This is a genomic window from Flavobacterium xanthum, assembly GCF_900142695.1.
In the GTDB taxonomy this organism is placed as follows: domain Bacteria; phylum Bacteroidota; class Bacteroidia; order Flavobacteriales; family Flavobacteriaceae; genus Flavobacterium; species Flavobacterium xanthum.
Window position 1 is genome coordinate 31166 of record NZ_FRBU01000012.1, and the last position, 23716, is coordinate 54881.

The 23716-nt window shown below is 34.3% G+C and carries 17 protein-coding genes and 1 other RNA gene; 7 read left to right on the forward strand and 11 right to left on the reverse strand.

What is annotated here, in order from left to right; translation table 11 throughout:
* The first annotated feature begins 638 nt into the window (after positions 1 to 638).
* Positions 639 to 2195, forward strand: a complete 1557-nt coding sequence (locus BUC11_RS16945) for a recombinase family protein (protein ID WP_175547737.1) — start codon at positions 639 to 641, stop codon at positions 2193 to 2195.
* On the opposite strand, the gene ssrA is transcribed toward BUC11_RS16945, so the two are convergent.
* Positions 2150 to 2546: a transfer-messenger RNA gene (gene ssrA, locus BUC11_RS06920) on the reverse strand. The two genes, BUC11_RS16945 and ssrA, sit on opposite strands and share 46 nt — an antisense overlap.
* Before the next feature lie 110 nt (positions 2547 to 2656).
* Positions 2657 to 3856, reverse strand: coding sequence for a serine hydrolase domain-containing protein (locus BUC11_RS06925; protein WP_073352934.1), 1200 nt, complete (start codon positions 3854 to 3856; stop codon positions 2657 to 2659).
* 249 nt (positions 3857 to 4105) lie between these two features.
* Between BUC11_RS06925 and BUC11_RS06930 the strand changes: the two genes are divergently transcribed.
* Complete coding sequence (locus BUC11_RS06930) at positions 4106 to 5308, forward strand: NAD(P)-dependent oxidoreductase (protein WP_073352935.1); 1203 nt, start codon at positions 4106 to 4108, stop codon at positions 5306 to 5308.
* A 171-nt stretch (positions 5309 to 5479) separates the two neighbouring features.
* Complete coding sequence (locus BUC11_RS06935; protein WP_073352936.1) at positions 5480 to 6478, forward strand: LLM class flavin-dependent oxidoreductase; 999 nt, start codon at positions 5480 to 5482, stop codon at positions 6476 to 6478.
* A gap of 247 nt (positions 6479 to 6725) precedes the next feature.
* On the opposite strand, the gene BUC11_RS06940 is transcribed toward BUC11_RS06935, so the two are convergent.
* On the reverse strand, positions 6726 to 7103 hold the full coding sequence (locus tag BUC11_RS06940; protein ID WP_073352937.1) for a DoxX family membrane protein: 378 nt from the start codon (positions 7101 to 7103) through the stop codon (positions 6726 to 6728).
* Positions 7104 to 7528: 425 nt separating this feature from the next.
* Between BUC11_RS06940 and BUC11_RS06945 the strand changes: the two genes are divergently transcribed.
* The 3 genes from BUC11_RS06945 to BUC11_RS06955 are packed head-to-tail and all read left to right on the forward strand — an operon-like array spanning position 7529 to position 12186.
* Complete coding sequence (locus BUC11_RS06945) at positions 7529 to 8815, forward strand: anthranilate synthase component I family protein (RefSeq protein ID WP_073352938.1); 1287 nt, start codon at positions 7529 to 7531, stop codon at positions 8813 to 8815.
* A 27-nt stretch (positions 8816 to 8842) separates the two neighbouring features.
* Positions 8843 to 10153, forward strand: coding sequence for a tRNA lysidine(34) synthetase TilS (tilS, locus tag BUC11_RS06950; RefSeq protein WP_073352939.1), 1311 nt, complete (start codon positions 8843 to 8845; stop codon positions 10151 to 10153).
* Entirely contained in the window at positions 10153 to 12186 is a 2034-nt protein-coding gene (locus tag BUC11_RS06955; RefSeq protein ID WP_073352940.1) for a protein-disulfide reductase DsbD family protein, read from the forward strand. The genes tilS and BUC11_RS06955 overlap by 1 nt, the downstream gene beginning before the upstream one ends.
* A gap of 173 nt (positions 12187 to 12359) precedes the next feature.
* Here BUC11_RS06955 and BUC11_RS06960 read toward each other — a convergent pair whose 3' ends face one another.
* From BUC11_RS06960 to BUC11_RS06980, 5 genes are read right to left on the reverse strand one after another with little or no spacing between them, the layout of a single operon-like run.
* Positions 12360 to 13433, reverse strand: a complete 1074-nt coding sequence (locus tag BUC11_RS06960; protein WP_073352941.1) for an alanine/ornithine racemase family PLP-dependent enzyme — start codon at positions 13431 to 13433, stop codon at positions 12360 to 12362.
* Positions 13433 to 14584 (reverse strand): alanine racemase, encoded by a 1152-nt coding sequence (gene alr / locus BUC11_RS06965; protein ID WP_073352976.1) that lies wholly within the window; start codon positions 14582 to 14584, stop codon positions 13433 to 13435. The genes BUC11_RS06960 and alr overlap by 1 nt, the downstream gene beginning before the upstream one ends.
* Positions 14574 to 15716, reverse strand: coding sequence for an amidohydrolase (locus tag BUC11_RS06970; protein WP_073352942.1), 1143 nt, complete (start codon positions 15714 to 15716; stop codon positions 14574 to 14576). The genes alr and BUC11_RS06970 overlap by 11 nt, the downstream gene beginning before the upstream one ends.
* A 6-nt stretch (positions 15717 to 15722) precedes the next feature.
* Entirely contained in the window at positions 15723 to 16157 is a 435-nt protein-coding gene (locus BUC11_RS06975) for a GNAT family N-acetyltransferase (protein ID WP_073352943.1), read from the reverse strand.
* Positions 16138 to 17610: a sodium:solute symporter family protein gene (locus tag BUC11_RS06980; RefSeq protein WP_073352944.1), complete on the reverse strand. Its 1473-nt coding sequence runs from the start codon at positions 17608 to 17610 to the stop codon at positions 16138 to 16140. Before BUC11_RS06980 ends, BUC11_RS06975 begins: the two co-directional genes overlap by 20 nt.
* Positions 17611 to 18228: 618 nt before the next feature.
* Between BUC11_RS06980 and BUC11_RS06985 the strand changes: the two genes are divergently transcribed.
* Positions 18229 to 20076 (forward strand): CocE/NonD family hydrolase, encoded by a 1848-nt coding sequence (locus BUC11_RS06985; protein WP_073352945.1) that lies wholly within the window; start codon positions 18229 to 18231, stop codon positions 20074 to 20076.
* Positions 20077 to 20332: 256 nt separating this feature from the next.
* Here the strand turns inward: BUC11_RS06985 and BUC11_RS06990 are convergent, their stop codons facing one another.
* The 3 genes from BUC11_RS06990 to BUC11_RS07000 all read right to left on the reverse strand — a co-directional run bounded on the left by BUC11_RS06990 (position 20333) and on the right by BUC11_RS07000 (position 23673).
* Positions 20333 to 21649, reverse strand: a complete 1317-nt coding sequence (locus BUC11_RS06990) for an ammonium transporter (RefSeq protein ID WP_073352946.1) — start codon at positions 21647 to 21649, stop codon at positions 20333 to 20335.
* A 329-nt stretch (positions 21650 to 21978) separates the two neighbouring features.
* The gene (locus tag BUC11_RS06995; RefSeq protein WP_073352947.1) at positions 21979 to 22356 is read right to left on the reverse strand and encodes a PH domain-containing protein; all 378 of its coding nucleotides are present in this window, start codon (positions 22354 to 22356) and stop codon (positions 21979 to 21981) included.
* A 9-nt stretch (positions 22357 to 22365) separates the two neighbouring features.
* Complete coding sequence (locus BUC11_RS07000; RefSeq protein ID WP_073352948.1) at positions 22366 to 23673, reverse strand: amidohydrolase family protein; 1308 nt, start codon at positions 23671 to 23673, stop codon at positions 22366 to 22368.
* Between the last annotated feature and the right edge of the window lie 43 nt (positions 23674 to 23716).

Sequence of the window (23716 nt, forward strand, 5' to 3'; positions counted from 1 at the left end):
CTTTTATACTGTAGCATAGCGAAAGTATAAATGTGCTTTGCGGATTGTGCTGCGGACAAAAAGCCCAGGGTTCTTAAAGTCTGAGCTGAATTTTAAAATTATGCAAATAATGCATTGTCAAAGGATATTTATCCACAAGAAAGAGAAGTATATTCATTAGTACTAAGTACTGAACGGGACAATTTATATAGATTGTTTATTTATTGAGTTAATTTATTTAGTCCTCAAGTTTAGAAAAGGAAATAGTGAAATAGTAGGAGTGATAGAAATGTAATAAATTTAAATTTCCGATGGAAATAGATAATTTATTTAGACGAGTTACCAATTACAAACAAAATGATACATCGACTGATGTTAAATGCCACTAGTAGTCAAAAAGAGCCTTGACATGACATTCCCATTCGATTTACTGGCCTTGCTGTTAAATTTATTTATGTGTGCGTTCATATAAAATTCACAAAGTAAAAATAAAATTCATTTTCATAAAGAGCAAAGGAGGTAAATAATGGAACAGGAAGACAAGAGCTTGATTGATGGAAAGATAGAGGAGTTAAAGTTTGATATTGAGAAGCTAAATGAACAGAAATTCGTAAATTTACTGATTGAAATTATTGTTTCTATTACATTAAATGAATTAAATGAAAAGAGCGATTAGATACTTAAGATTTAGTCAGTTGGGACAAAGTAATGGTTCCATTGAAAGACAGGAGCTTTATACGGATCAATGGTTGAAATTTAACAATGTTGAATTAACAGATACTTTTATTGATCGAGGGAGAAGTGCTAAGACATTTGATAGACCAGACTTTATTAAACTTCAAGAGTTTATTAGTAAACATTTTAAAACTGTGGACTATCTTTTGGTAGATCAAATGGACAGATTTAGTAGGGATGCTGGAGAAGCAATGAGTATGGTAAAGATGCTTCAGCGAAAATACAATATTCAGGTCGTCAGTGTAACCGAAGGAATTACGTTCGACTATGATACTCCAGGAAGTTTTTTCAGAGCGGGATTACAACTATTGCTTGCTGAAGAGGATAATATTAACAGGAGTATTAAAATTAGGGGAGGACTCTATACTGCTAGAGCAAAAGAAGGCCGTTACATCGGAATTAAACCACCTTATGGTTATATAAAGTTTGGCGAAGGAAAGGAACGAAAATTAATTATTGAAGAAACAGAAGCAAAGGTTGTCAAGTTTATGTATGATGCTTATTTACATGATACACCACTTTATATAATTAAAGGACAAGTATTTAAATTAGGATTTAAAGCAAGAGGAAATACGGCTGTTGAAAGAGTATTGACTAATCCTGTGTATGCAGGTATGTTGCAGGTTCAGGGATATAAAGAGTATCCCGGGGGAATTTTTCCAGCTATACACGAAGCTATTATTGATAAAACTACTTGGCAATTGGTGCAAAATAAGATGAAAAAGCCTGAAAAAGTTAGAGCAATATTAGATGAAAATTTACCACTTCGCGGAATCTTAAAATGTCATTGCGGAAACCTACTCACAGGTGCTCCATCAAGAGGGAAATCAGGCAAGTATTTTAATTATTATAAGTGTAAGACTTCAAAGCATAATAATATAAGTGCAATAAAAGCCCATACACAGCTTGCTGAAATATTAGAATTAATGAGTCTCCCAGAAAATACTTTGTCTGAAATAAAAAAGTCTTCTAGTGTGGCAATAGAAGAAAATTTAAAATCTAACAAACTGATAATAGAACAAAAGAAACTTTTGCTAGAAGAGACTCAAGAAAAGATGTTTTCTGTAGAAGAAAAGTGGATTAAAAATGAGATTTCAAAAGATACTTATGATAGATGGTATGCTACTTATAGCAGTACTATCCATTCCTGCAAAGATGCAATTGAGCGTTTAAGTAAAGTTGAAACACATGCATTCAAAATTTTACATAAAAAATTACACTTACTCGGAGATCTAAAATCTATATATGATAATGCAAATATTATCCAAAAAAGGGAATTTGTCAAATTGGTGTTCGACAGCAATTTATACTATCAGGAAGGTGTCTATCGAACACCTACCATGATACCGATAATGTCTCGGAATCACCTGTTAATGCAGGAAAAAGGCTTGTTGATTTACCATAAAAAAAGGGATGATTTTCCAATCATCCCATCCAGTGGAGTCGCCGAGAATCGAACTCGGGTCCAAACAAGCAACTAAAAAGCTTTCTACGCGTTTATTTCCTGATTGAGTTTTCGATAGTGTGCTAGGCCAGAAACAGCCACACGCTACTTATCTTCTTAATTTTGAAATCCACCCGAAGCTCATGGAAATCTAGGTTTATTTTTACGGTTCTCCTAAACTGAACGCCACAAACCAAGGCTTTCAAGGAGAATCCAGCTTTCCTATCTGATAGGAACGTGGCTTAATCGTACTATAATTCGGATTATGCAGCTAAAGCGTAGTTATTTTCGCCGTGTAAAATGGTAAGATCTTATATTTACGAGCAAGGTCTCAATGCTCGACGTGCTTACTTATCAATTCGACTTGCTGTCAAAACCAGTCGACCCCATTATTTAATTTCAAAATTTAAACTTGAATTTTGAGTTTGCAAATATACACTTTTAAAGTTGAATTTGTATCGCTAAACTTTAAAGACAGTGTCAAAAATCATACCTTTTTTATTCGTCTCGTAATTTGAAAGGATAATCTCCAAATAAGACGGCTAATTTCCGAACGTCATACGTTTTGCGTGTAAATTTATTAGATAAAGCGATTATAGTGACGCCTTCTTTTCGCAAAGTAATAAAGGATGAGGTGTTTCCATGCCACCAACCATTATGAAAATAAAAATTTTGTCCCGTTTCCCAATTCACCATTCGGATTCCAAGACCATAATTTTTGGTTCCTTTGCGTTCGTTGCTGTATCCTTTATATACCATAGCTTGCAATGCTGGTGTTAAAAAAGTAGCACTGCTTCTTGCTCTATCAAATTTTAATAAATCTCTAGGTGTGCTATAGATATTCTTATCGCCATAAACAGCATCTAGATAGTCTTTTCCTATCTCTACTTTATTTCCTTTATAGGACGTGACAGCAGAATCTTTATCCTTATCATAATCAAAAACATACGTGTTTTTCATTCCTAAGGGATCAAAAATGATTTGTTTCATGGCCTCTTTGAACGGAAGTTTTGTGATTTTTTCTACTATTAAGGCTAACATGGCATAATTAGTATTGCAGTAACTAAAACGGGTGTCAGTTTTGAACTCCAGACCAATATCTTTGGTTGCCATAATCGTAAGGATATCCTGATTGGTCAGTATATTGTGCCGATCCCAAACCGTTTTATCACGATCTGTAAAATAGGCATAATTGCGCATGCCGCTTCTGTGATTGAGTAATGTTTTTATGGTAACATCTGGATAAGGAAATTCCTTGAGAATGGTGTTGACCTTTTGATCTAGTTCGATTCTTTTGGCATTGACTAATTTCAAAATAGCAGTAGCTGTAATGACTTTACTAACTGATGCAAGATGCAGTGGTGTGGTCTTAGTAATTTCTATCTTATCTCTAAAATTAGCGTACCCTTCGTATTTTTCATAAATAATCTGACCGTTTTTTGCTACCAGAAAACTGCCATTTGCACTATTATTTGGCCAATTTTTTTTGTAAAAAGAGTCAATCTCCTGCTTTTTTGAATTGATATACGCGGCAGTGAGCTTGGGCTCCGGTTTAGATAAAGGCTTCATTTTAGGCAATGTACTCTTTGGGAGTTGCGCATCATTTAATTCCACTTTCTTTTTCTCTTTGGCGCAAGAGCTTAATATCACAAGGAGCAGGAATATATGTAGTATATTTGTTTTTTTTATAAAATTCATTTCTGTAGTGCTAGAAGGGCAAATATATAGAATCAATGTGTTTTGATTCCCTGTTTTTTTAAACCTTAACACTATTTTACCAGATGCTTTTGATTACAATTACTGTATTATTATGTGCGTCAGTGGATAGTGGGATTGCGAATTATAGATTTTACTGAAAAAAAAATTCAATTTCGTTTAAATTGTTATATTTGTAACAAATAAACACGATAAAGTTATATTAAATAAATTTTAAAGCGCACAAGAGATATGAAATTTGGAATTTTAAAAGAACGAAAAAATCCGCCTGACAGGAGAGTTGTTTTCTCACCAAATGCATTAACAAAGTTAAAACAGCAATATCAAAATGTTTCCGTAATGGTAGAACGTTCTGATATTAGGATTTTCACCGATTCTGAATATGAAAATCTTGGAATTGAAGTTACCGCTGATATCAGTGATTGTGATGTACTGTTTGGAGTGAAAGAAGTACCGGTAGAAAATTTAATTCCTAATAAAACATATTTTTTCTTTTCCCATACCATCAAAAGACAACCCTACAATAGAAAATTGTTGCAAGCAATATTAGCCAATAACATTGATTTGTACGACTATGAAACTATTGTAGATGGAGAAAACCGCAGATTAATTGGTTTTGGAAGATACGCTGGAATTGTGGGCGCTTACAATAGTATTCGGGCTTTTGGAATAAAATTTGAATTGTTTAAATTACCAAAAGCAGAAACTCTTTCAGATAAAGAGGCCCTGATTGCTCATTTGAAAAGATTAGTATTACCGCCTTTAAAATTTGTGATTACTGGAACGGGTAAAGTTGGTAATGGAGCTAAAGAAGTTTTAGATGCGATAAAAATAAAGGAAGTATCCATTGAAAATTATTTGACAAAAAATTATTCGCAACCAGTTTACACCCAAATTGATGTATTGGAATACAACAAGCGCAAGGACGGACAGGTTTTAGACTTTACTGATTTTTATCAAAATCCAAAGGATTACATGTCTGATTTTGAAAAATTTACTAAAGTGTCTGACATCTATATCACAGGACATTTTTATGGTAATGATGCTCCAGTAATTCTTACCCAAGAAATGCTGAAAGCGAATGATTGCAAGATTAAAGTGGTTGCCGATGTCTCTTGTGATGTGAATGGTCCTATCGCTTGCACACTACGATCCTCTTCGATTGCAGAACCTTTGTATGGCTATTTACCTAACGAACATCAAGAATCAGATGTTTTTCATCCTGCAGCAATTGTTGTCATGGCCGTGGATAATTTACCATGCGAACTGCCAAAAGATGCTAGTGAAGGATTTGGTGAAATGTTCTTAGAACACGTAATTCCAGCATTTTTTAACGAAGATAAAGACGGGATTCTGAAAAGAGCTAAAATTACTGAGAATGGTAAATTGACTCCAAGATTTAGTTATTTGCAAGATTATGTAGATGGGAAATAAGTATCTTTTTTAAAATAAATTATAAAACCTGCCCTTCAAAGTTGCAGGTTTTTTTTATGGTTCCAAAGGAGTAAACTATTTTTCGTTTTTCAAACATTATAAATCTATTAACACCAGAGAATTTTAGGCTCGATAGGAAATGATTATTTTTGTTAAAATTTGAAATTAATAATGAAAAAAAACATTCCAATTTCCATATTAGAATTAGCCATAATTACTCAAGATAGCGATGCAAAGGATACTTTTCAAAAAACAACAGCACTAGCGCAACTTGCTGACAGTCTAGGATACAATAGATTTTGGTTGGCTGAACATCATAATATGGCTCATGTAGCCAGTACCGCTACGGTTGTACTCATAGGTTATATTGCCAGTAAAACTCAGAATATTAGAGTAGGTTCTGGCGGCATCATGTTGCCTAACCACGCTCCATTAATTGTTGCTGAACAGTTTGGCACACTGGAGATTTTGTATCCAAATCGTATTGATTTAGGTTTAGGAAGAGCGCCAGGAACCGATGGATTAACCGCGCAAGCCATTCGCAAAGATTTTTTCGAACAGTCACAGCGCTTTCCTCAAAATGTTGCTGCTCTTCAGGATTTTTTCTCAAATGATAATGCGAATGCACAGGTTAGAGCCTTTCCTGCAGAAGGAACTGATGTCCCTATTTGGATTTTAGGTTCTAGTATGGATAGTGCTGCTTTGGCTGCAGCCAATGGATTGCCATATGCTTTTGCTGGACATTTTGCCCCCAAACAGATGGTGCAAGCGTTTCAATTTTATCGTGAAAATTTTCAAGCTTCAAAATATTTAGACAAACCCAAAATGATGGCCTGCGCCAATGCAATTGTAGCTGACACAGATGAAGAAGCTCAAAGGTTATCCACTAGCTTGACCCAAATGTTTCTGAACTTGATTCGGAATGATAGAAAACCATTGCAGCCGCCAGTAGATTCTTTGGATGGAATTATGACGGAAGAAGAACACTTTCATGTGAACCAAATGACATCTTGTTCCTTTATTGGAAGCAAAAAGAAAGTAGAAATCGAATTAAGACAGTTTATAGACTACACGCAAATTGATGAATTGATGATTACCACTCCCATTTTCAATCACGATGATAAATTGAAAAGCATACAATTAATGAAAGAGGTTATCGATACCATATAAATTCACTATAAAGATTCTGACTTGTAAAATGGAGTCCCATTATTACTATTTTTTTGTTAGCTATGACAGGCAAAATGCTCTACTTCATTTAATTCAATTCTAAATGTAGCACTAACTAGTGTGTTTTAAACATGTGGTTATTGCTAATTTGAAATTGTTTAAAACGTTAAAATATGTACCCCTGAAAATAGACATTCCAACAAAGCAAGGCTTTGACTTGAATGTAAATTTCACTTTTAATGCCAAATTATTTTGCTACAAATAAACCTTTGTAATTTGACCAATGACTAATTATTAAAAAGATATTACCAAAAAACACAAATAAGGCGACTGGTAGATTTTCTGGAGTTAAAAAAAAATTAATCAGCAAGATATTTAATGTGACTGGCAAAATGATAAGGTTCGCGAGGGTTACATAGCGACCGGTTATAAAAGAGAGTCCGCATAGGAACTCTAAAGATTTAGCCAAAGGAATTAAATAAGTAGATGCCATTAAACCAACATTAAAAGCTTTAAAATTACCAGTAGTTTCGGCTTCAGGTGCAAGGTGCAGAAAAAAACTAACGGAGGTATAAAGGAATAAGATTCCTAATAAAGATCGAATAATAAGGATTGCAATTTTCATACTATATGGTTTTTATTGGTTACATATAAGAGAATTATCATAATGGGTTTGCAATTTTTATCCTATTTGCAATTTCCCATCCGTGCCCATTTAAAGTTGCAAAATTAGTAGTGTTAAACCACTGTTGAGCTGCTGGTTCCTATTCGTGAATTATAGTCTGATACAATCCTACAAGTTGTTTTTTTATCCGTAAATTGTGGATTGAAGTAAAATTCTATTAGTGTAAAAAATCAATTGCTTTTTTGTTCCTGAAGGTCTGAAGGTCTGATTTTTTCTGACACTTTAAAAAGATTAATTAAAAGCCTGAAAAAACCAAAATTGATTCTACTTTACCAAATTTACAAAAAAATAAGCTATTTTTAGTAAAATCAATTATTGAAGGTTTATTTTTTATTGTAATTTTGAATTTTAAATACCAATACTTTTTGAGAACTTCAATTTACAAGACCATTTCTGATCCAAAACTGTTTAAAGAACAGCTTTTATTATGGTCTCAACAGTTTCGAGAAATCATTTATTTGGACAGTAATGATTATCCACAAAATTATTCCAGTTATGATTGTGTTCTTGCTGTTGATGCATTAACATCCATTAAAACTGATTTTCACAATGCTTTTGAAGACTTGAAACAATACCAGCAAAGTACCAAAGACTGGCTTTTTGGCTATTTATCGTATGATTTAAAAAATGATATTGAGGAGTTACAATCTCATAATTTTGACGGATTAGAATTTCCCGATTTGTATTTCTTTCAGCCTAAAAAACTGTTTTTATTGAAAGGAAATGAACTCGAAATTCAATACCTCAATATGTGTGGTGATGAAGTGGAGGAAGATTTTGAAGAAATAAGTGTTCAGTATTCAGTGTTCAGTAATAAGGATTCACAAACAGCCATTCAACAACGAATTCGGAAAGAGAATTATCTTCAAAAAGTGGCTAAAATTTTGGAATACATTCATCGTGGGGACATCTATGAAGCCAATTTTTGCATGGAGTTTTTTGCCGAAAATGCAATCCTAGATCCTTTTAAAAAATTTATAAAACTTAACGAAATTTCTCAGCCTCCATTTGCTGTTTTTTTTAAAAATAATACACACTTTTTACTTTCGGCGACACCAGAACGCTATGTAAGGAAAGAAGGAGAACTGATTGTTTCGCAACCGATTAAAGGAACTTCAAAACGATTTTTAGACCCAATTGAAGATGAAAAATCAAAAAATGAATTGGCGGCAGATGCAAAAGAGAGATCAGAGAATATTATGATAACGGATTTAGTGCGAAACGACCTATCACGCACTGCACAAAAAGGATCTGTTGAAGTAAAAGAACTCTGTAAAATTTATTCTTTTATGCAAGTGCACCAGATGATCTCAACTGTTATTTCAAAATTAGATGCGCAATATTCGGCTTTAGATGTTTTGAAAACAACTTTTCCAATGGGGAGTATGACTGGAGCACCAAAAATTTCGGTGATGAAAATCATTGAAGAACTTGAAGAAACAAAACGAGGTTTGTATAGTGGAGCAGTAGGGTATTTTACACCAAACGGAGATTTTGATTTTAATGTAGTTATTCGAAGTATTTTATACAATCAAGAAAAGAAATATGTTTCATTTTCTGTAGGAAGTGCCATTACTTCGCAGTCTATTCCTGAAAAAGAATACGAGGAATGTTTGCTAAAAGCAAAAGCAATGCGAGAGGTTTTAAGTTAAATCAAAAGGAATTAATTAAATTTGAATATGCTACAAAAATTTCAAAATCACCTGTTACATAATTTTCAGTTTCTACGCGGTAAAAAGATACTTATAGCTACTAGCGGTGGCAAAGATAGTATGGTGATGGTGCATTTGTTGCAGCACTTGGACTACGAAATAGGAATTGCACATTGTAACTTTCAACTTCGCGGAATAGAAAGTTTTGGAGATCAGAATTTTGTGCAGGAATATGCTTCCGCAAATAATATTTCAATTTTTATAACACAATTTGACACCAAAGCCTTCTCCGAAGATTATAAAATATCTACTCAAGTTGCGGCTCGCGAGCTGCGATACAATTGGTTTTATGAATTATTAGAAACTGAAAAATACGATTATATTCTTACCGCACATCATGCTGATGATAATTTAGAAACCTTTCTTATCAATCTGTCACGTGGTACTGGTTTAGAGGGATTAATAGGTATTCCAGAACAAAACGAAAAAGTAGTACGCCCACTTTTGGCATTTAGCCAAGAAGAAATGGAAGAATATGCGATTTTACATGGTATACAATGGCGTGAAGACAGCAGTAATGCCTCTGATAAGTACCTTCGCAATAAAATCCGCCATCATGTTGTTCCACTGTTAAAGGAATTGAATCCCAATTTCCTCTTATCGTTTCACAAAACACAAGGATATTTGCAACAAGCTCAGGATATGGTCGATGATGCGGCTATTATGGTGTATCAACAAGTTGCACAGCAAGATGGCGATACCATTTATTTTGATTTAAAGAAATTACAAAAGTTACCGAACTACAAATCGTATTTGTACCAATGGCTCAATGAATTTGGATTTAAAGCATGGGTTGATATTTATGATCTAGTCGATAGCCAATCGGGTAAATGTGTTTATTCTTCGGAGTACCGCTTGCTAAAAGATCGGGATTCCTTACTCTTGAGCCGCCTGAATGAGGAAGATGAAATTCAGGAGTATGCAATTTTAGAAAATCAAAAAGAAGTTAATATTCCCTTAAATCTTAGCTTTTGCAAAGTAGCGGACATCAGTATCGGTTCAAATAAAACTATATTTGTGGACGCTGATAAATTACACTATCCACTGGTTTTGCGCCATTGGAATGAAGGCGATCATTTTCAACCTTTTGGAATGGATGGCAAATCAAAAAAGATCAGTAAACTGTTTAAAGATGAAAAATTATCCTTGATTGAGAAAGAAAGTAAATGGCTTTTATGTTCCAATACTGAGATAGTTTGGGTAATAGGGCTTCGTCAGGATGAGCGCTTTAGAATAGACAACACAACAAAGAATATACTTAAAATACAATTAGAATAATGAAGAAACTACTATTTATACTTCTTGCTTTTTTGGCTTTTGCCAATGGAAATGCCCAGATTTTAGATCCAGCAAAATGGACTACTAAAATTGAAAAAAAATCCGAGACTAATTACATCCTAACCTTCAATACGGTTATAGAAAATGATTGGCATTTGTATTCGCAGTTTACTCCAGATGGTGGGCCATTACCATTAGAAATTATCTTCAAAAATCAGAAAGGGAATTTTACTTTAGTAGGTAAGGCTAAAGAAAGTAAAACAAGAACGGCCTATAATGACATATTTGAGGTTAACGAAACATTCTTTGAAAAGAAAGGTCAAATACAGCAAAAAATTACAATAACAAATCCGAAGCTTACGGAAATAAAAGTTGATTTTAATTATCAGGTTTGTAAAGATGTTTGTATTAATATAGAAAAGAGTTTCACGTTTACCATTCCTGCGGCTTCAAAAGCAGCAGAAATCGCTACTATACCAACAAATTTAACGACAATAGATTCAGCTAATGTTGACACTGTAGTTACAAATACAGATGCAAATAAAGAACAGGTTGTTACTCCTGAAAAAGTTCCTGTTCTGGATACGAAGCCTTCCAAACAAAGGGGATTGTGGTCTATTTTCTTCATTGCTTTTTTATCTGGATTTGCTGCATTGCTTACGCCATGCGTCTTCCCGATGATTCCTATGACGGTAAGTTTCTTTACGAAACAAAGTAAAACAAAGGCAAAAGGAATTAGAAATGCCATTATTTATGGAATTGCTATCATCTTCATTTATGTAGTTTTAGGATTCTTAGTGACGTGGATTTTTGGTGCCGATGCACTGAATGCGTTGTCGACCAATGTTTGGTTTAATATTATTTTCTTTGTTTTGTTAGTCACATTTGCGGCTTCATTTTTAGGTGCTTTTGAGATTATGCTGCCTAATTCTTGGGCAAATAAAGTAGATAATCAGGCCGATAGAGGCGGAATAATTGGAATTTTATTTATGGCTTTGGCACTTGCGATTGTATCTTTTTCATGTACCGGACCAATCGTAGGAACCCTTTTAGTCGAAGCTGCTTCTAAAGGCGGAATCGCACCTATTGTTGGAATGTTCGGATTTTCATTGGCTTTAGCCTTACCATTCATGTTATTTGCGATGTTCCCGGGTTGGTTGAATTCTTTACCAAAATCGGGTGGTTGGTTGAATACCGTTAAAGTAGTTTTAGGATTCTTAGAACTGGCATTGGCCTTCAAATTTTTGTCGAATGCAGATTTAGTATTACAGTTGCATTTCTTGGAAAGAGAAGTTTTCTTGGCCATCTGGATTGCTATTTTTGGAACATTGGCATTCTATCTTTTTGGAAAAATTACACTTCCACATGATAGTCCCATGACACATATTTCTGTGGGCCGATTGTCTTTTGGCTTAGTAGTTTTGGCTTTTACAATCTATTTAATTCCTGGTATATGGGGAGCGCCATTAAAATTAATTTCTGGTTTCCCACCACCAATGACTTATAGCGAAAGCCCTTATGGTGTAGGAAATTCAAAAGGCAGTTCAAACGCAACAGCTCAAATTTTGCCAGAAGGCGCACATTTAGGTCCGCATGACCTGATTGCTTTTGAAGATTATGAAAAAGGATTGGCCTACGCCAAATCAGTAAATAAGCCGATTTTGCTTGATTTTACAGGATATGCTTGCGTCAATTGTAGAAAAATGGAAGACTATGTTTGGTCCGATCCTGCGATTCTAAAAATATTACAAGCAGAAGTGGTGTTAATCTCTCTTTATGTTGATGACAAAAGAGAATTACCAAAAAGCGAACAATATGTATCCAAAGAAACGGGGAAAGAAATTGTAAGTATTGGAAATAAATGGAGTGATTTTCAAATTACCAAATTTAAAGCTAATGCGCAACCGTATTATATTATTTTAGACACGGAAGGCATCATGCTATCAGACAAGCCAGAAAGCTATAACTCAGATATAAATGCCTACAAAGGTTGGTTGAGAGAGGGAATTGATCGATTTGAAAAGGTAAAATAAAATCGATTGCCTGCACGCAAAAGGTAGGCTGAATTTAAACACGAATTGCATTAGTTTCCACAAATTGATTATTGGAAATTAGTGCAATTCGTGTTAGGAGTTGGTACATTAAGTAAAAAAAAATCGCACTACAAGTTACGATTTACAAAAAAAGTTGGAGACAATAGTATTTACTATTCGATAGTTTTTTCAATATAATCTGAATTTAAAAGGTATAAAGCGCCCATGTACCTAATTTTAAAAGCAACTAAATCTCCAATTTTATAAGTCTTTTTAGAATTTGAAATATCAATCACAAGCATATCAGAACTGGCATCTACAATAGTAATATCAGCATCATCCGATTCTAAATACTGTGGTTGCATGTCTAACAAACCAATGTCTAAGATGGCTCTTAAAGACGTAATACCTAAATCGGTGACATCATTCATAGAAAAAGAATTTCCGGCGACGTTCTCGCCTAATTCACCCGTAGGCGTATTGGGTTTTTCGGTGATTTCTATGATTTCAGCAAATAATTTGAAAACATCGTTATGCATTCCTTCCATGGTATCGCCCGTGAATAAATCTTTTCCAAAAAAGAGCGCTTCTCCTATTCGAAAATGATTAACAGCCATAGGACGGGCATTTTTAAGTATAAGCGGAATTGCCACGGAGGTTCCACCAGAGACAAACGGAATGCTTATATTGAATTTAGCTTCAATTAATTGCTTATATAAACTCAATTGAATGAGCTTGTCTTGCGTAGGCATTACACCGCTAAGGCAATTGAGATTAGTTCCTATTCCTGAAATCTCGATGTTTGGCATTTTTAAAATAGTACCGTAAAAAGCGATTAGCTCTTCACCCATAACACCTTCTCGAAGGTCACCCATTTCGATCATGATAATGACTTTATGAATCTTATTTTGCTTTACAGCTTCGTTAGAAAGCAATTGTATGGTGTAGATTTCAGTATTAAAACTGATGTCGGCATACTTAACAATACTTTCAATACTTCGTTTTGCTGGTGGTTTTATATAAACAGTTTGAATTTCTGGATCCAATGATTTGATTTTTTTTAAATTGCTCACTCTGGAATCATGAATTTCCCGAACTCCTAAAGCAATTATTTCTTTGAGATATATTTTATTTCCACATAAAAGTTTGGAAACTACGCCCCACTGGATATTTCTAGATTTAAAAATGTGATCCAGAAAGGCATAATTTTCTTCGAGTTTTTTGCGATATAATTTTATAAAGGCCATTATTCTATAATTTTACGTGGAATTGCTTTAGAAATCCGAGTTAATAATTCGTAATTAAGTTGGTTGCTGAAGTCACTAAATGAGGCTACAGAAACGGATAGCTCTTTTTGCGTACCAATCAGCATAACTTCATCTTCTTTTTTTGCTATATCGACATCAGTCACATCAACGGTCATCATATTCATATTTACGGAACCCACTACTATGCAGCGTTGGCCGTGGATCAGTACCCGTCCTTGGTTGCTTAAAGAGCGACTGTATCCATGACAGTAGCCAATGGGGATAACCGCAATTTTCATTTTCCTTTTAGCCATAAAACTGCTGCCATAACCTATGAAATCGCCAATATTGACTTTTTTAATACTCATGATCGTGCTTTTCCAACTGATAACGCGTTGCAGCGGGTCAATTTTGCTTTTTTTAGAGTTTAAATAGGTTACAAATACTTCTGGACTGGACCACAAGCCGTACTGCATTATTCCAATACGCACCATATCCATTCTCGTTTGCGGAAACATTATTGATGCTGCAGAACAAGCGGAATGTCTTATTTCAGGTTTCAGGTCATTTTTACAAAAGTATTGGTATATTTCTTCAAATTTCTTAATTTGCTTATCAACTCTGTAATAGTTGTCTATACTTTCCGCTCCGGCATAGTGTGTGCAAAGTCCTTTAAAAGTAAGCTGCTCTTTCCCTTTTTGTAAAAAAGAAATCACATGACTAAGCTCATTCTTGTCAAAACCAGTCCGGTTCATTCCAGTTTCAACTTCAATATGTAAAATCGCTTTTTTATTGAGTTTTTTTGCTGTTTTTGAAGCTTGTGTTAACCTGCTTTTATCAAAAACAAAAAATTCAACATTGTTTTTAATAACCCATTCCATATCTTCATCCTGAACAAGACCCATAACCATTACGGTCGCTTGATCTTGTAAGGCTTCTTTCACTACTTTCGCTTCTTGAACGTCAAATACTGAAAAATGGGTTACACCACACTGATGCGCCATAGTTACAAACTCTTCCGCGCCATGGCCATACGCATTTCCCTTTACAACCGAGGAAAGAACTACTTTTTTACCGAAAGTTTTTTTTAGAAAATCGATATTATTTTGATAGGCTGAACGGTTAAGTTCTATAAGTGAATTAGTATGCATTTGTAATTTCTTTACTGATTTGGTAAAAAATAGCCACTCCTGTTGCAATAATTTCATCTGGGAAATCATAATCAGGATTGTGTAAAGCAGGTGTGTTTATTCCAGATCCTAGACCAAACATAGCGCCAGGATACTGTTGTGTAAATAAACCAAAGTCTTCACCCCAAGTAAATGGTTTGTCTTTTTCAAGCAATGCAAAATTATTTATTTTTGCTGCTTTTTTGATTGCATCTACTGCCATCTTATTATTCTCATTGGCTTGAAAGCCCTGTGTCCATTTAATTTTACAACTCAAGTTATATTTATTTGCAATTGTTTGAGCTACATTTTCTAGCGTACCTTCTATTTTTCTCATTTGCGAATTGCTGTCACTCCGCACTGTAAAATGAACTTCTCCTGCGCCCGCAGAAACGCCATAGGCTTTTTTGCCCATTTTGGTGTAAATTGGAGTAATTAAGCAAAAGTCTTCTTGAGCAATATCGGCCTGAATAATTGCATTGAATTCCGTAATGATAGCGGCTATCGCCAAGGCAGGGTTAATTCCTTTTTCAGGTTCACCTGCATGGGAAGTCTTGCCTTTTAATTTAATTATGATACTATTGACAGCACAAGTAAAAGTATTGTTTTTAACTACAATTTGATGCATTTCATATCCAGGCAAATTATGCAAAGCAAATACATAGTCGGGTTGAAGTATAGCAAATTTTGGATCTAAATATACTTTTTGTGCTCCAGTGCCATCTTCCTCAGCAGGTTGAAATAGTAAAATTACATTCCCTGATACTGGTCGTTTTTGATGCAATTCTATGGCTAAACCGCATAAAATAGCGATATGACCGTCGTGTCCACATTTATGAGAAACTCCTTTGGACAGGGAGCGATGTTCAAAAATATTAATTTCTTCAATTGGTAAAGCATCTAATTCGCAGCGAAACAATATTGTTTTACCGGTTTTTGTACCTTTATAAATAGCAGCTACGCCAGTTTTTCCTATTTCCGTAATTACTTCATCAGGAGGATAATTTTCAAGGAAAGAAAGAACACGTTTTGCCGTGTGAATTTCTTGTCCTGAAACCTCAGGATGTTGGTGTAATTCCTTTCGTAAAAGAATGAGTGCGTTTGAATTTTCCATTTTGGTCTATTTTATGAGACGCATTTCTAAGTATTTGTTGGTAAAACCTAATTTTTCATATAATTTTTTAGCCGGATTATCAGGTTCTACATGTAGCGCAATATTTCCTTCAGCGATCGATATGGCTTTTTGCATTAATTGTTTTCCAAAACCTTTTCCGCGTTGACTATTGTCTACGGCGATATACACTAAAATATTTTCGGGAATAAAATCTTTCATTCCAGTATTGTTTAAGATCACAACACCTACAATTTTTTGTTCTTCGATACCAACTATGATGTTTCCTCCTTTACTGGGATTCATTACATAATCCATACATTTAGTAATATCCGCAACGGTATCGCCGTATTGTTCTAAATGAGCATAAAGAAATAAGGCTATAATTGGATTGGTATAAACGGCATCTTCTCCTGTTGTATCGTTAATTTGTTTGAATTCCATTTTGTCTTTCTTTTTTATTAGTATGATAAAGTGATAGTGTAACGAATAATAGTAGTGAAATGCTAATTCCGTAAATATTAGCATCTAAGTGCTCTGGTAATTTTATACCTAAAGGTAGTTTATTCTCGGTGACGATTAGTAAGATTGTGGTTGCACCTCCAAAAAGCATACTCCAAAAAGCAGCAATTGGATGACTTTTCTTCCAAAACAAAGCGCCTATTACTGGAATGAATAAGCCTGAAACCATAAAAGCATAGGAGTACAGCATGAGTTCCAATACATTTTGCATTTGTGAGGCCAATAAGATGGCGAAAAATCCAACTAATAAGGTTACAATTTGTGACAGTTGAAGTTCTCTTTTATGGCTCATTTCTTTTTTAGAAAATTTAGCGATAATATCAGTAACAATATTTCCAGAAGCAGCCATCAAGCAACTATCCGCAGTGGAAAGTATTGCTGAGAAATAAGAAGAAAGCATCAATCCCATGAGTCCTACTGGAAGTATAGTGGCTAATAAAATAGGCAATCCCATTTCGCTATCCATCGAAGCGGCATCGGTAATTCCGTTAAACATTCCTTTTGTTGCCGCCACTTTTGCCAGCATTCCCAGAATTACGCCCATAAAGGCCATTATCGGCCATTCAAAAACACCGGCAATCAGCCATGCTTTTTTCGCCTCTTTTTCGCCTTTGCTGGCATAAATTCTTTGGTACAAGGTCATTCCCACAAACCAAATAGGAATTATAGTGATGGACCAGTTTAATATTTGATACCATTTTACATTGGTCAGGGATAAATATTCGGGTGCTAAGGTAGTTTTGATTGCATCGTACCCTCCCACGGCAGTATAGGCAATAGGAATTCCGATGAAAACTAATCCTCCAATTAAGACTAACCATTGGATTGTATCGGTATATATAACTGCTTTCAATCCACCTATAGCGGTATAAATAACAGCTATAAGGCCCATAACTATTAAAGCCGTTTGTAGATTTAGTCCTTCTATGGTCGCGGAAGCTAATTTGGCTCCAGCCAAGACTTGAGAACTGGTAAATCCTATATATCCAATAGCCGAAATTATTCCCGCTAGCAAAGCGACTTTAGCGTTATAGAAATGGCCAAAAATTTGTGGAAAGGTAAAAAATTTATATTTATGTCCTAAAGTACTCACTTTTGGAATAAGATAAACTGCACTTAGCCAAGCTCCTAGTAATCCCGTAAATAACATCCAAGAACCGGAGATTCCCATAGTAAATCCCAGTCCGCCTAACCCAATTGAAAATCCACCACCAACATCTGTGGCCACTACCGATAAACCGATGTGCCAACTGCTCATATTTCTGCCGCTTACATAAAAATCTTCAGCAGTTTTATTCTTGTTGAAAAAATAAACGCCAACTCCTAGCATAGCAAGCATATAAACAACAAAGATTACATAATCTATTATGTGCATTTTATTAATTTTCGATTATTTAATAGCCTGTAAATGGAATTTTTCCAAGAGGCAAAGGATGCAGTAAACTGCATTAATATAAAGACGTTTTTTTCAGAATTAGTTCCGAAAGAAGAGATCTTGATTTTGGATTAAAAGTTCGTAAAATGAACAAATAGTAATCGCAAAACATAATTTGGTATTTTACAAAGATAGATTAAATTTACCCAAAATGCCCCATAAAAAGGTCTTTTCCAGTTTTTACATACTTTTATAGAGGCTTTTTTTTGTGTTTTTTATTAAAAATAAATCGATTTAAATTACATAAATAGCTGTTTTAAAGTGTTTTATAAAATATTTTTTATTTTTATTTCCAAAATATAAGATTTGCTTTTTAAATTTTACAAAAAAGGGATATTTCACTTCAAAAAAATATAAAGGAATAGTTTACAATTGAAATTTGAATGAAGATTTTCTTATTAAATTCTTTTATTTTAAATTGTAATTGATAGTAAGAAAGTTATTTATTTTTTACAAAATCCTAAATCAGGAGTAATCATTAAAAAAAAAAACGGTGAAGGATATTATATTCGAAGAGATTTTTTATCTTTAAAAACTATTTAAACTCAAAAAATACAGATGAAAAAACTATTAAGTATTTCTCTTCTTTTTATTGGTGTGATTCTTTTTGCCCAAGACAAAGCAGTAAATTATGTCGCTGATAATTACACTAAAAAGGAAGTACATATCAAGATGCGCGATGGAGCAGAATTGTTTACGGCTATTTATACTCCTAAGGATGTTTCTAAAAAATATCCAATTATAATGCAAAGAACCCCTTATAATTCTGGTCCTTATGGGGAAGGTCAATTCAAGAGAAGTATTTCTCCAAGTGAAACGATGATGAAAGAAGGATATATCGTCGTGTATCAAGATGTACGAGGCAGGTTCATGAGCGATGGATTATATGATAATATGCGAGGCTTTATTCCAAATAAAAAAGGGAAGTCAGCTATTGATGAAGCTTCAGATACGTATGATACAATTGATTGGCTGGTTAAAAATGTGGCCAATAACAACGGAAATGTTGGGACTTGGGGGATTTCATATCCTGGATTTTATGCTGCATATTCTTTGTTGAGCAATCATCCAGCTTTGAAAGCGGTTTCGCCTCAAGCGTGTATTGCCGACTTCTTCTTTGATGATTTTCGTCATAATGGTGCTTATTTGTTGAGCTATTGGAAAGTAACGCCATTATTTGGCCCTCAAAAAACAAAGCGTACTACCGAGCCTTGGTATAAATTCAGCAACATAGGAACGAATGATGATTATCAGTTTTTCTTGGATGCTGGACCTTTATCAAATTTGGACAAATATTATGGTAAGGAGAATGAATTTTGGCAGCAGCTGAAAGACCATTCTAGCTATGATGATTTTTGGCAAAAACGTGGGATATTGCAACATTTGAACAATATTAAACCAGCAGTAATGACAGTTGGAGGTTGGTTTGATGCGGAAGATTTATACGGTCCATTAAACACCTATGCTACTATCGAAAAGAGTAGCAAAAACTACAACACGATCGTTATGGGACCATGGAGTCACGGCGATTGGGCTAGAAATTCAGCAAAACAAGTGATTGGTAATATTAATTTTGGAGATAGTATTTCTGGTTATTATCAAAAAAATATCGAAGCTAATTTCTTCCGTCATTTCTTGAAAAATAATGGAAAAGGTGAAAATAAATTACCGGAAGCGTATGTTTTTGATACGGGTAGAAAAGAGTGGAAAACGTATGAAACTTGGCCTCCTCAAAATACTGAAAAGCAAGATTTCTTTTTGCAAGGAAGTCAATTGACAAAAATGGCAAAGCGTAATATTTCTTTTGAAGAATTCATCAGTGATCCTAAGAAACCGGTTCCTTATTCTGAAGACATTAAACAAGCAGGGCTAACGCCAAGGAAATACATGACAGATGATCAGCGTTTTGCTGCTCGACGTCCAGATGTTATTGTTTTTGAAACAGAAGTATTGGCCGATGATATCACATTAGCAGGAGAAATATTGGCTAAATTACAAGTTTCAACAACAGGAACTGATGCGGACTGGATTGTTAAAGTGGTAGATGTTTTTCCAAGTGACGAGCCAGAGACGAAAGATGTGGCTCCTTATTTGAAAATGAGCAATTACCACATGATGGTCCGTAGTGAAGTAATGCGCGGTCGTTTTAGAAACAGTTTTTCAAAACCAGAAGCTTTTGTTGCCAATGAGAAAACAGCAGTAAATATTAAACTGCAAGATGTGTTTCATACGTTCAAAAAAGGACATAAAATCCAGATTCAGATTCAAAGTACATGGTTTCCGTTTATTGATTTGAATCCGCAAACGTTTGTTGATAATATATTTTATGCTAAACCAGAGGATTTCCAAAAACAAACACATAGAATATATAACGACTCTAAAATTGAGTTTACAATATTAAAATAAGACGGTAATCTAGTTCTGTGCTAAAAAAGCATTCCACTATACTAAAAGCAAAATCCCAATCTTTTTCTTAAGATTGGGATTTTGTTTTTAAATGACTGAGACTAAAACTAGTCTGGTAAAATTCGGTTTTGAAAGATAGTTTTTCTTGTCTAAATAGATTCGCAGACCGCACTAAATCATCAGTATATAAATGAGTTTATTGCAAAAAAAACACTCTGAATTTCAGAGTGTTTTTTGATTTCATCTAAAAATAGATTTATAAAAACTCACCATGTTGAGAAATATCCAAACCTAATTCTTCTTTCTCTTCACTTACACGAAGTGGAGTAATTTTGTTTACAATAAAGAATAGGAAATAAGACATTGAAAATGCAAATACTGAAACCACAACTAATGCCGTTAATTGGTTTAAGAATAATGTAGCATCGCCAAAAATTAGTCCTTGATTATCACCTACAACAGAGTTGATTGATTTTGAAGCGAAAACTCCAGTTAGAAGCATACCAACCATTCCACCTACACCGTGGCAAGCGAAAACGTCTAAAGCGTCATCAATTTTTCCTTTGTGGAAACTTCTAACCACTAAATTACTCACAATACTGGCAAAAATACCGATGAACAAAGCATGAGGAATACTAACAAAACCTGCGGCAGGAGTAATGGCCACTAGACCTACAACTACACCTATACAAGCTCCCATTGCAGAAAGTTTGTGACCGAGAATTTTATCAAGAAATACCCAAGCCATTCCAGCGGCAGCGGCAGCAACTGTAGTCGTACCAAGTGCCTGAACTGCTAGGCCATTAGAACCTAATGCTGAACCTGCGTTGAAACCAAACCATCCAAACCACAATAAACCGGTTCCTAATAACACATATGTAATACGCGCTGGATTTACTTTTTGTCCTTTTCTTCTTCCTAAGAAAATGGCTCCTGCCAATGCTGCCCATCCAGCACTCATGTGAACAACTGTTCCACCTGCAAAATCCAAAACTCCCATTTTAAAGAAAATACCATCTGGATGCCAAGTCATGTGTGCTAATGGTGCATAAACAACTAGTATGAATAAAACCATAAATAGTAAGTACGCCCAAAAACGTATTCTCTCTGCAAAAGCTCCAGTTATTAATGCTGGTGTAATTATAGCAAATTTTGCCTGAAATAAAGCAAATAACATAAAAGGTATTGTAGGTGCAAGGCTCCAAGCAGTATTTGTACCGACACCTTGGAAAAATAAATTCGGTAGAGGGTTTCCTATAATCCCTCCAATTGATGGACCAAAAGACAATCCGAAACCAATAACAACCCAAAGTACGGTTACAATTATCATAGCCATAAAACTTTGAAGCATGGTACTGATTACATTTTTCTTACCTACCATTCCACCGTAAAAGAAACCTAAACCAGGAGTCATGATTAATACAAGTGCTGTAGCAACAATCATCCAAGCGGTGTCGCCAGTATCAAATTTGACAACTTCAGCAGGAGCGGGGCTGTCTATTAGAAAATAATTTGAAAAAAGGGTCACTACCAAAATGGTGATCAATAATACACTTAAAATAATTTTTCGCATTGTTTTTAGTTTTAAATTTCGATAAAAATAGAAAAATACTGAATATACCCCCTTAAAAAATCAGTTGAATGTTTAATTTTTATGATTTAAATAATCTATACCCCTTTTTATTGTGGGTATTATATAATTTAATCTTAATATCTATAATTTGTTAAAATTAGGTTAAAGAAATATTAGTATAAAGCCCAGTAACGCGTTATTTTTAGAAATAAAATCTACTGAATTCTAATTACGGGTTCTCATTTCCAACTAAAAATGGGTTAAACTAAAAAAGGCACTAATTGTTTGGATTACAATTAGTGCCTTTCGATGCTGAAAATTATGTTTTTTTATTTCAACGTATGTTGACTTAAAATTTTATAGACTTCATTAATATTATTTCCACCTTTTCCAAATTGCTTCACAATTGGATTATTATCGTGGTTTAACCAAATTTTTAATTCGGCATCCAAATCTAATATTCCTGCACTTTCTTTAGAGAATTTCTTGATACTTGAATATGGAATCGACATATAATCAACTTTGCTACCTACCAATTGTTTTTCGACTAGAATCAGCCTTTTATTGGTAAAGATAAACATATCGCGAATGAGCTTATATGCTTTTTCAATTACCTCTCCATCAATTAAGATAGGCTCGAATTCCTTCGAAACATTTTCAATGTTAACTTCAGATGCATTGCCTAAAATGGCGTTAAATAGTCCCATGATATTATTTTATTTTTGATTGTATTTAGTCTTGTATCTCTCGTTCAACCTAGTTTGATGCGTTTCTAAACTGATCATTCTCCCTTGAATAAAAGCATTTGTTAATTTATTGGTTCTCATATCTAAAGCATCACCTTCGGATATAAATAACGTAGCATCTTTTCCTTGCTCTAAGGTACCACATTGCGCATCAATTCCTAATATTTTTGCAGTATTTGAAGTGATTAATTGTAACGCTTTTTCTTTATCCATTCCGTAAGCAGCGCATGTTCCTGCTAAAAACGGTAAGTTTCTGGTATTCATCCTTTCATGAGCACCACTATTTTCTAAACCAACCAAAACACCTTTGTCTGATAATAATTTAGCTGCCTTGTAAGGCAAATCGATATCATGATCATCATTGTCAGGCATGTCATGAACTCTCCTTAATAACACACCAATATTGTTTTTTTGTAATAATTCAGCAACTTTGTAGGCTTCATATCCACCAACAATAACCATTTTCTTAATACCATTTTCTTTGGTAAATTGCACCGCATCTATAATTTGCTTTTCTTCATTGGCATGAATGAATAGTGTTTGGCTTCCGTCATATATACCTTTCGTGGATTCTAAAACTAAGTTTCTTTCTTTTGAACCATCGCCTAAATAGGCTTTTGCATTAGATAAAAATCCTGATAATTCTAAAATTTGTTTTGTATAATCTTTATTGGTTTCGATATTTCCGGGTTCAAATAGTGATCCACCTCTTCTAAAAGTAGTTGGGAAATTTACATGAATTCCGTCATTTTCTTTTACCAAAGCATCTGTCCAGTTCCAGGCATCCAATTGAACAATGGAGGAAGATCCAGAGATTGTTCCACCGCGAGGCGTAATTTGAGCCATTAAAATACCGTTGGGTCTCACGGTTTCTATTACTTTTGAATCGGCGGTGTATGCAATAATACTTCTTACATTTGGATTCATAACTCCAATTTCATCTTCATCATCGGATGATTTTACAGCATCAATTTCAACAAGTCCCAATGTAGAGTTTGGTGCAATAAATCCTGGATAGACATGTTTTCCGCTGGCATCAATCGTTACGTCGTATGCTCCTGCAGCTAATTGGATTACTGTAGCATCCGCTACCAAAGTGATTTTTCCATCCACAAATCCGATGGCGCTATTTTCAATTATTTTACCATTCCCTAAATGCGCTGTTGCATTTAGAATTAAAACAGATTTTGATTGTTTAGCGGCAGGTGTTTGTTGTGCTCTTGTAAGTATTGATATACTACATACCAACGCTAAAAGATATATTTTTTTATTAATCATATTTATACGTTTTTTAAAATTGCTTAGCTTTTTTATAAAAGCT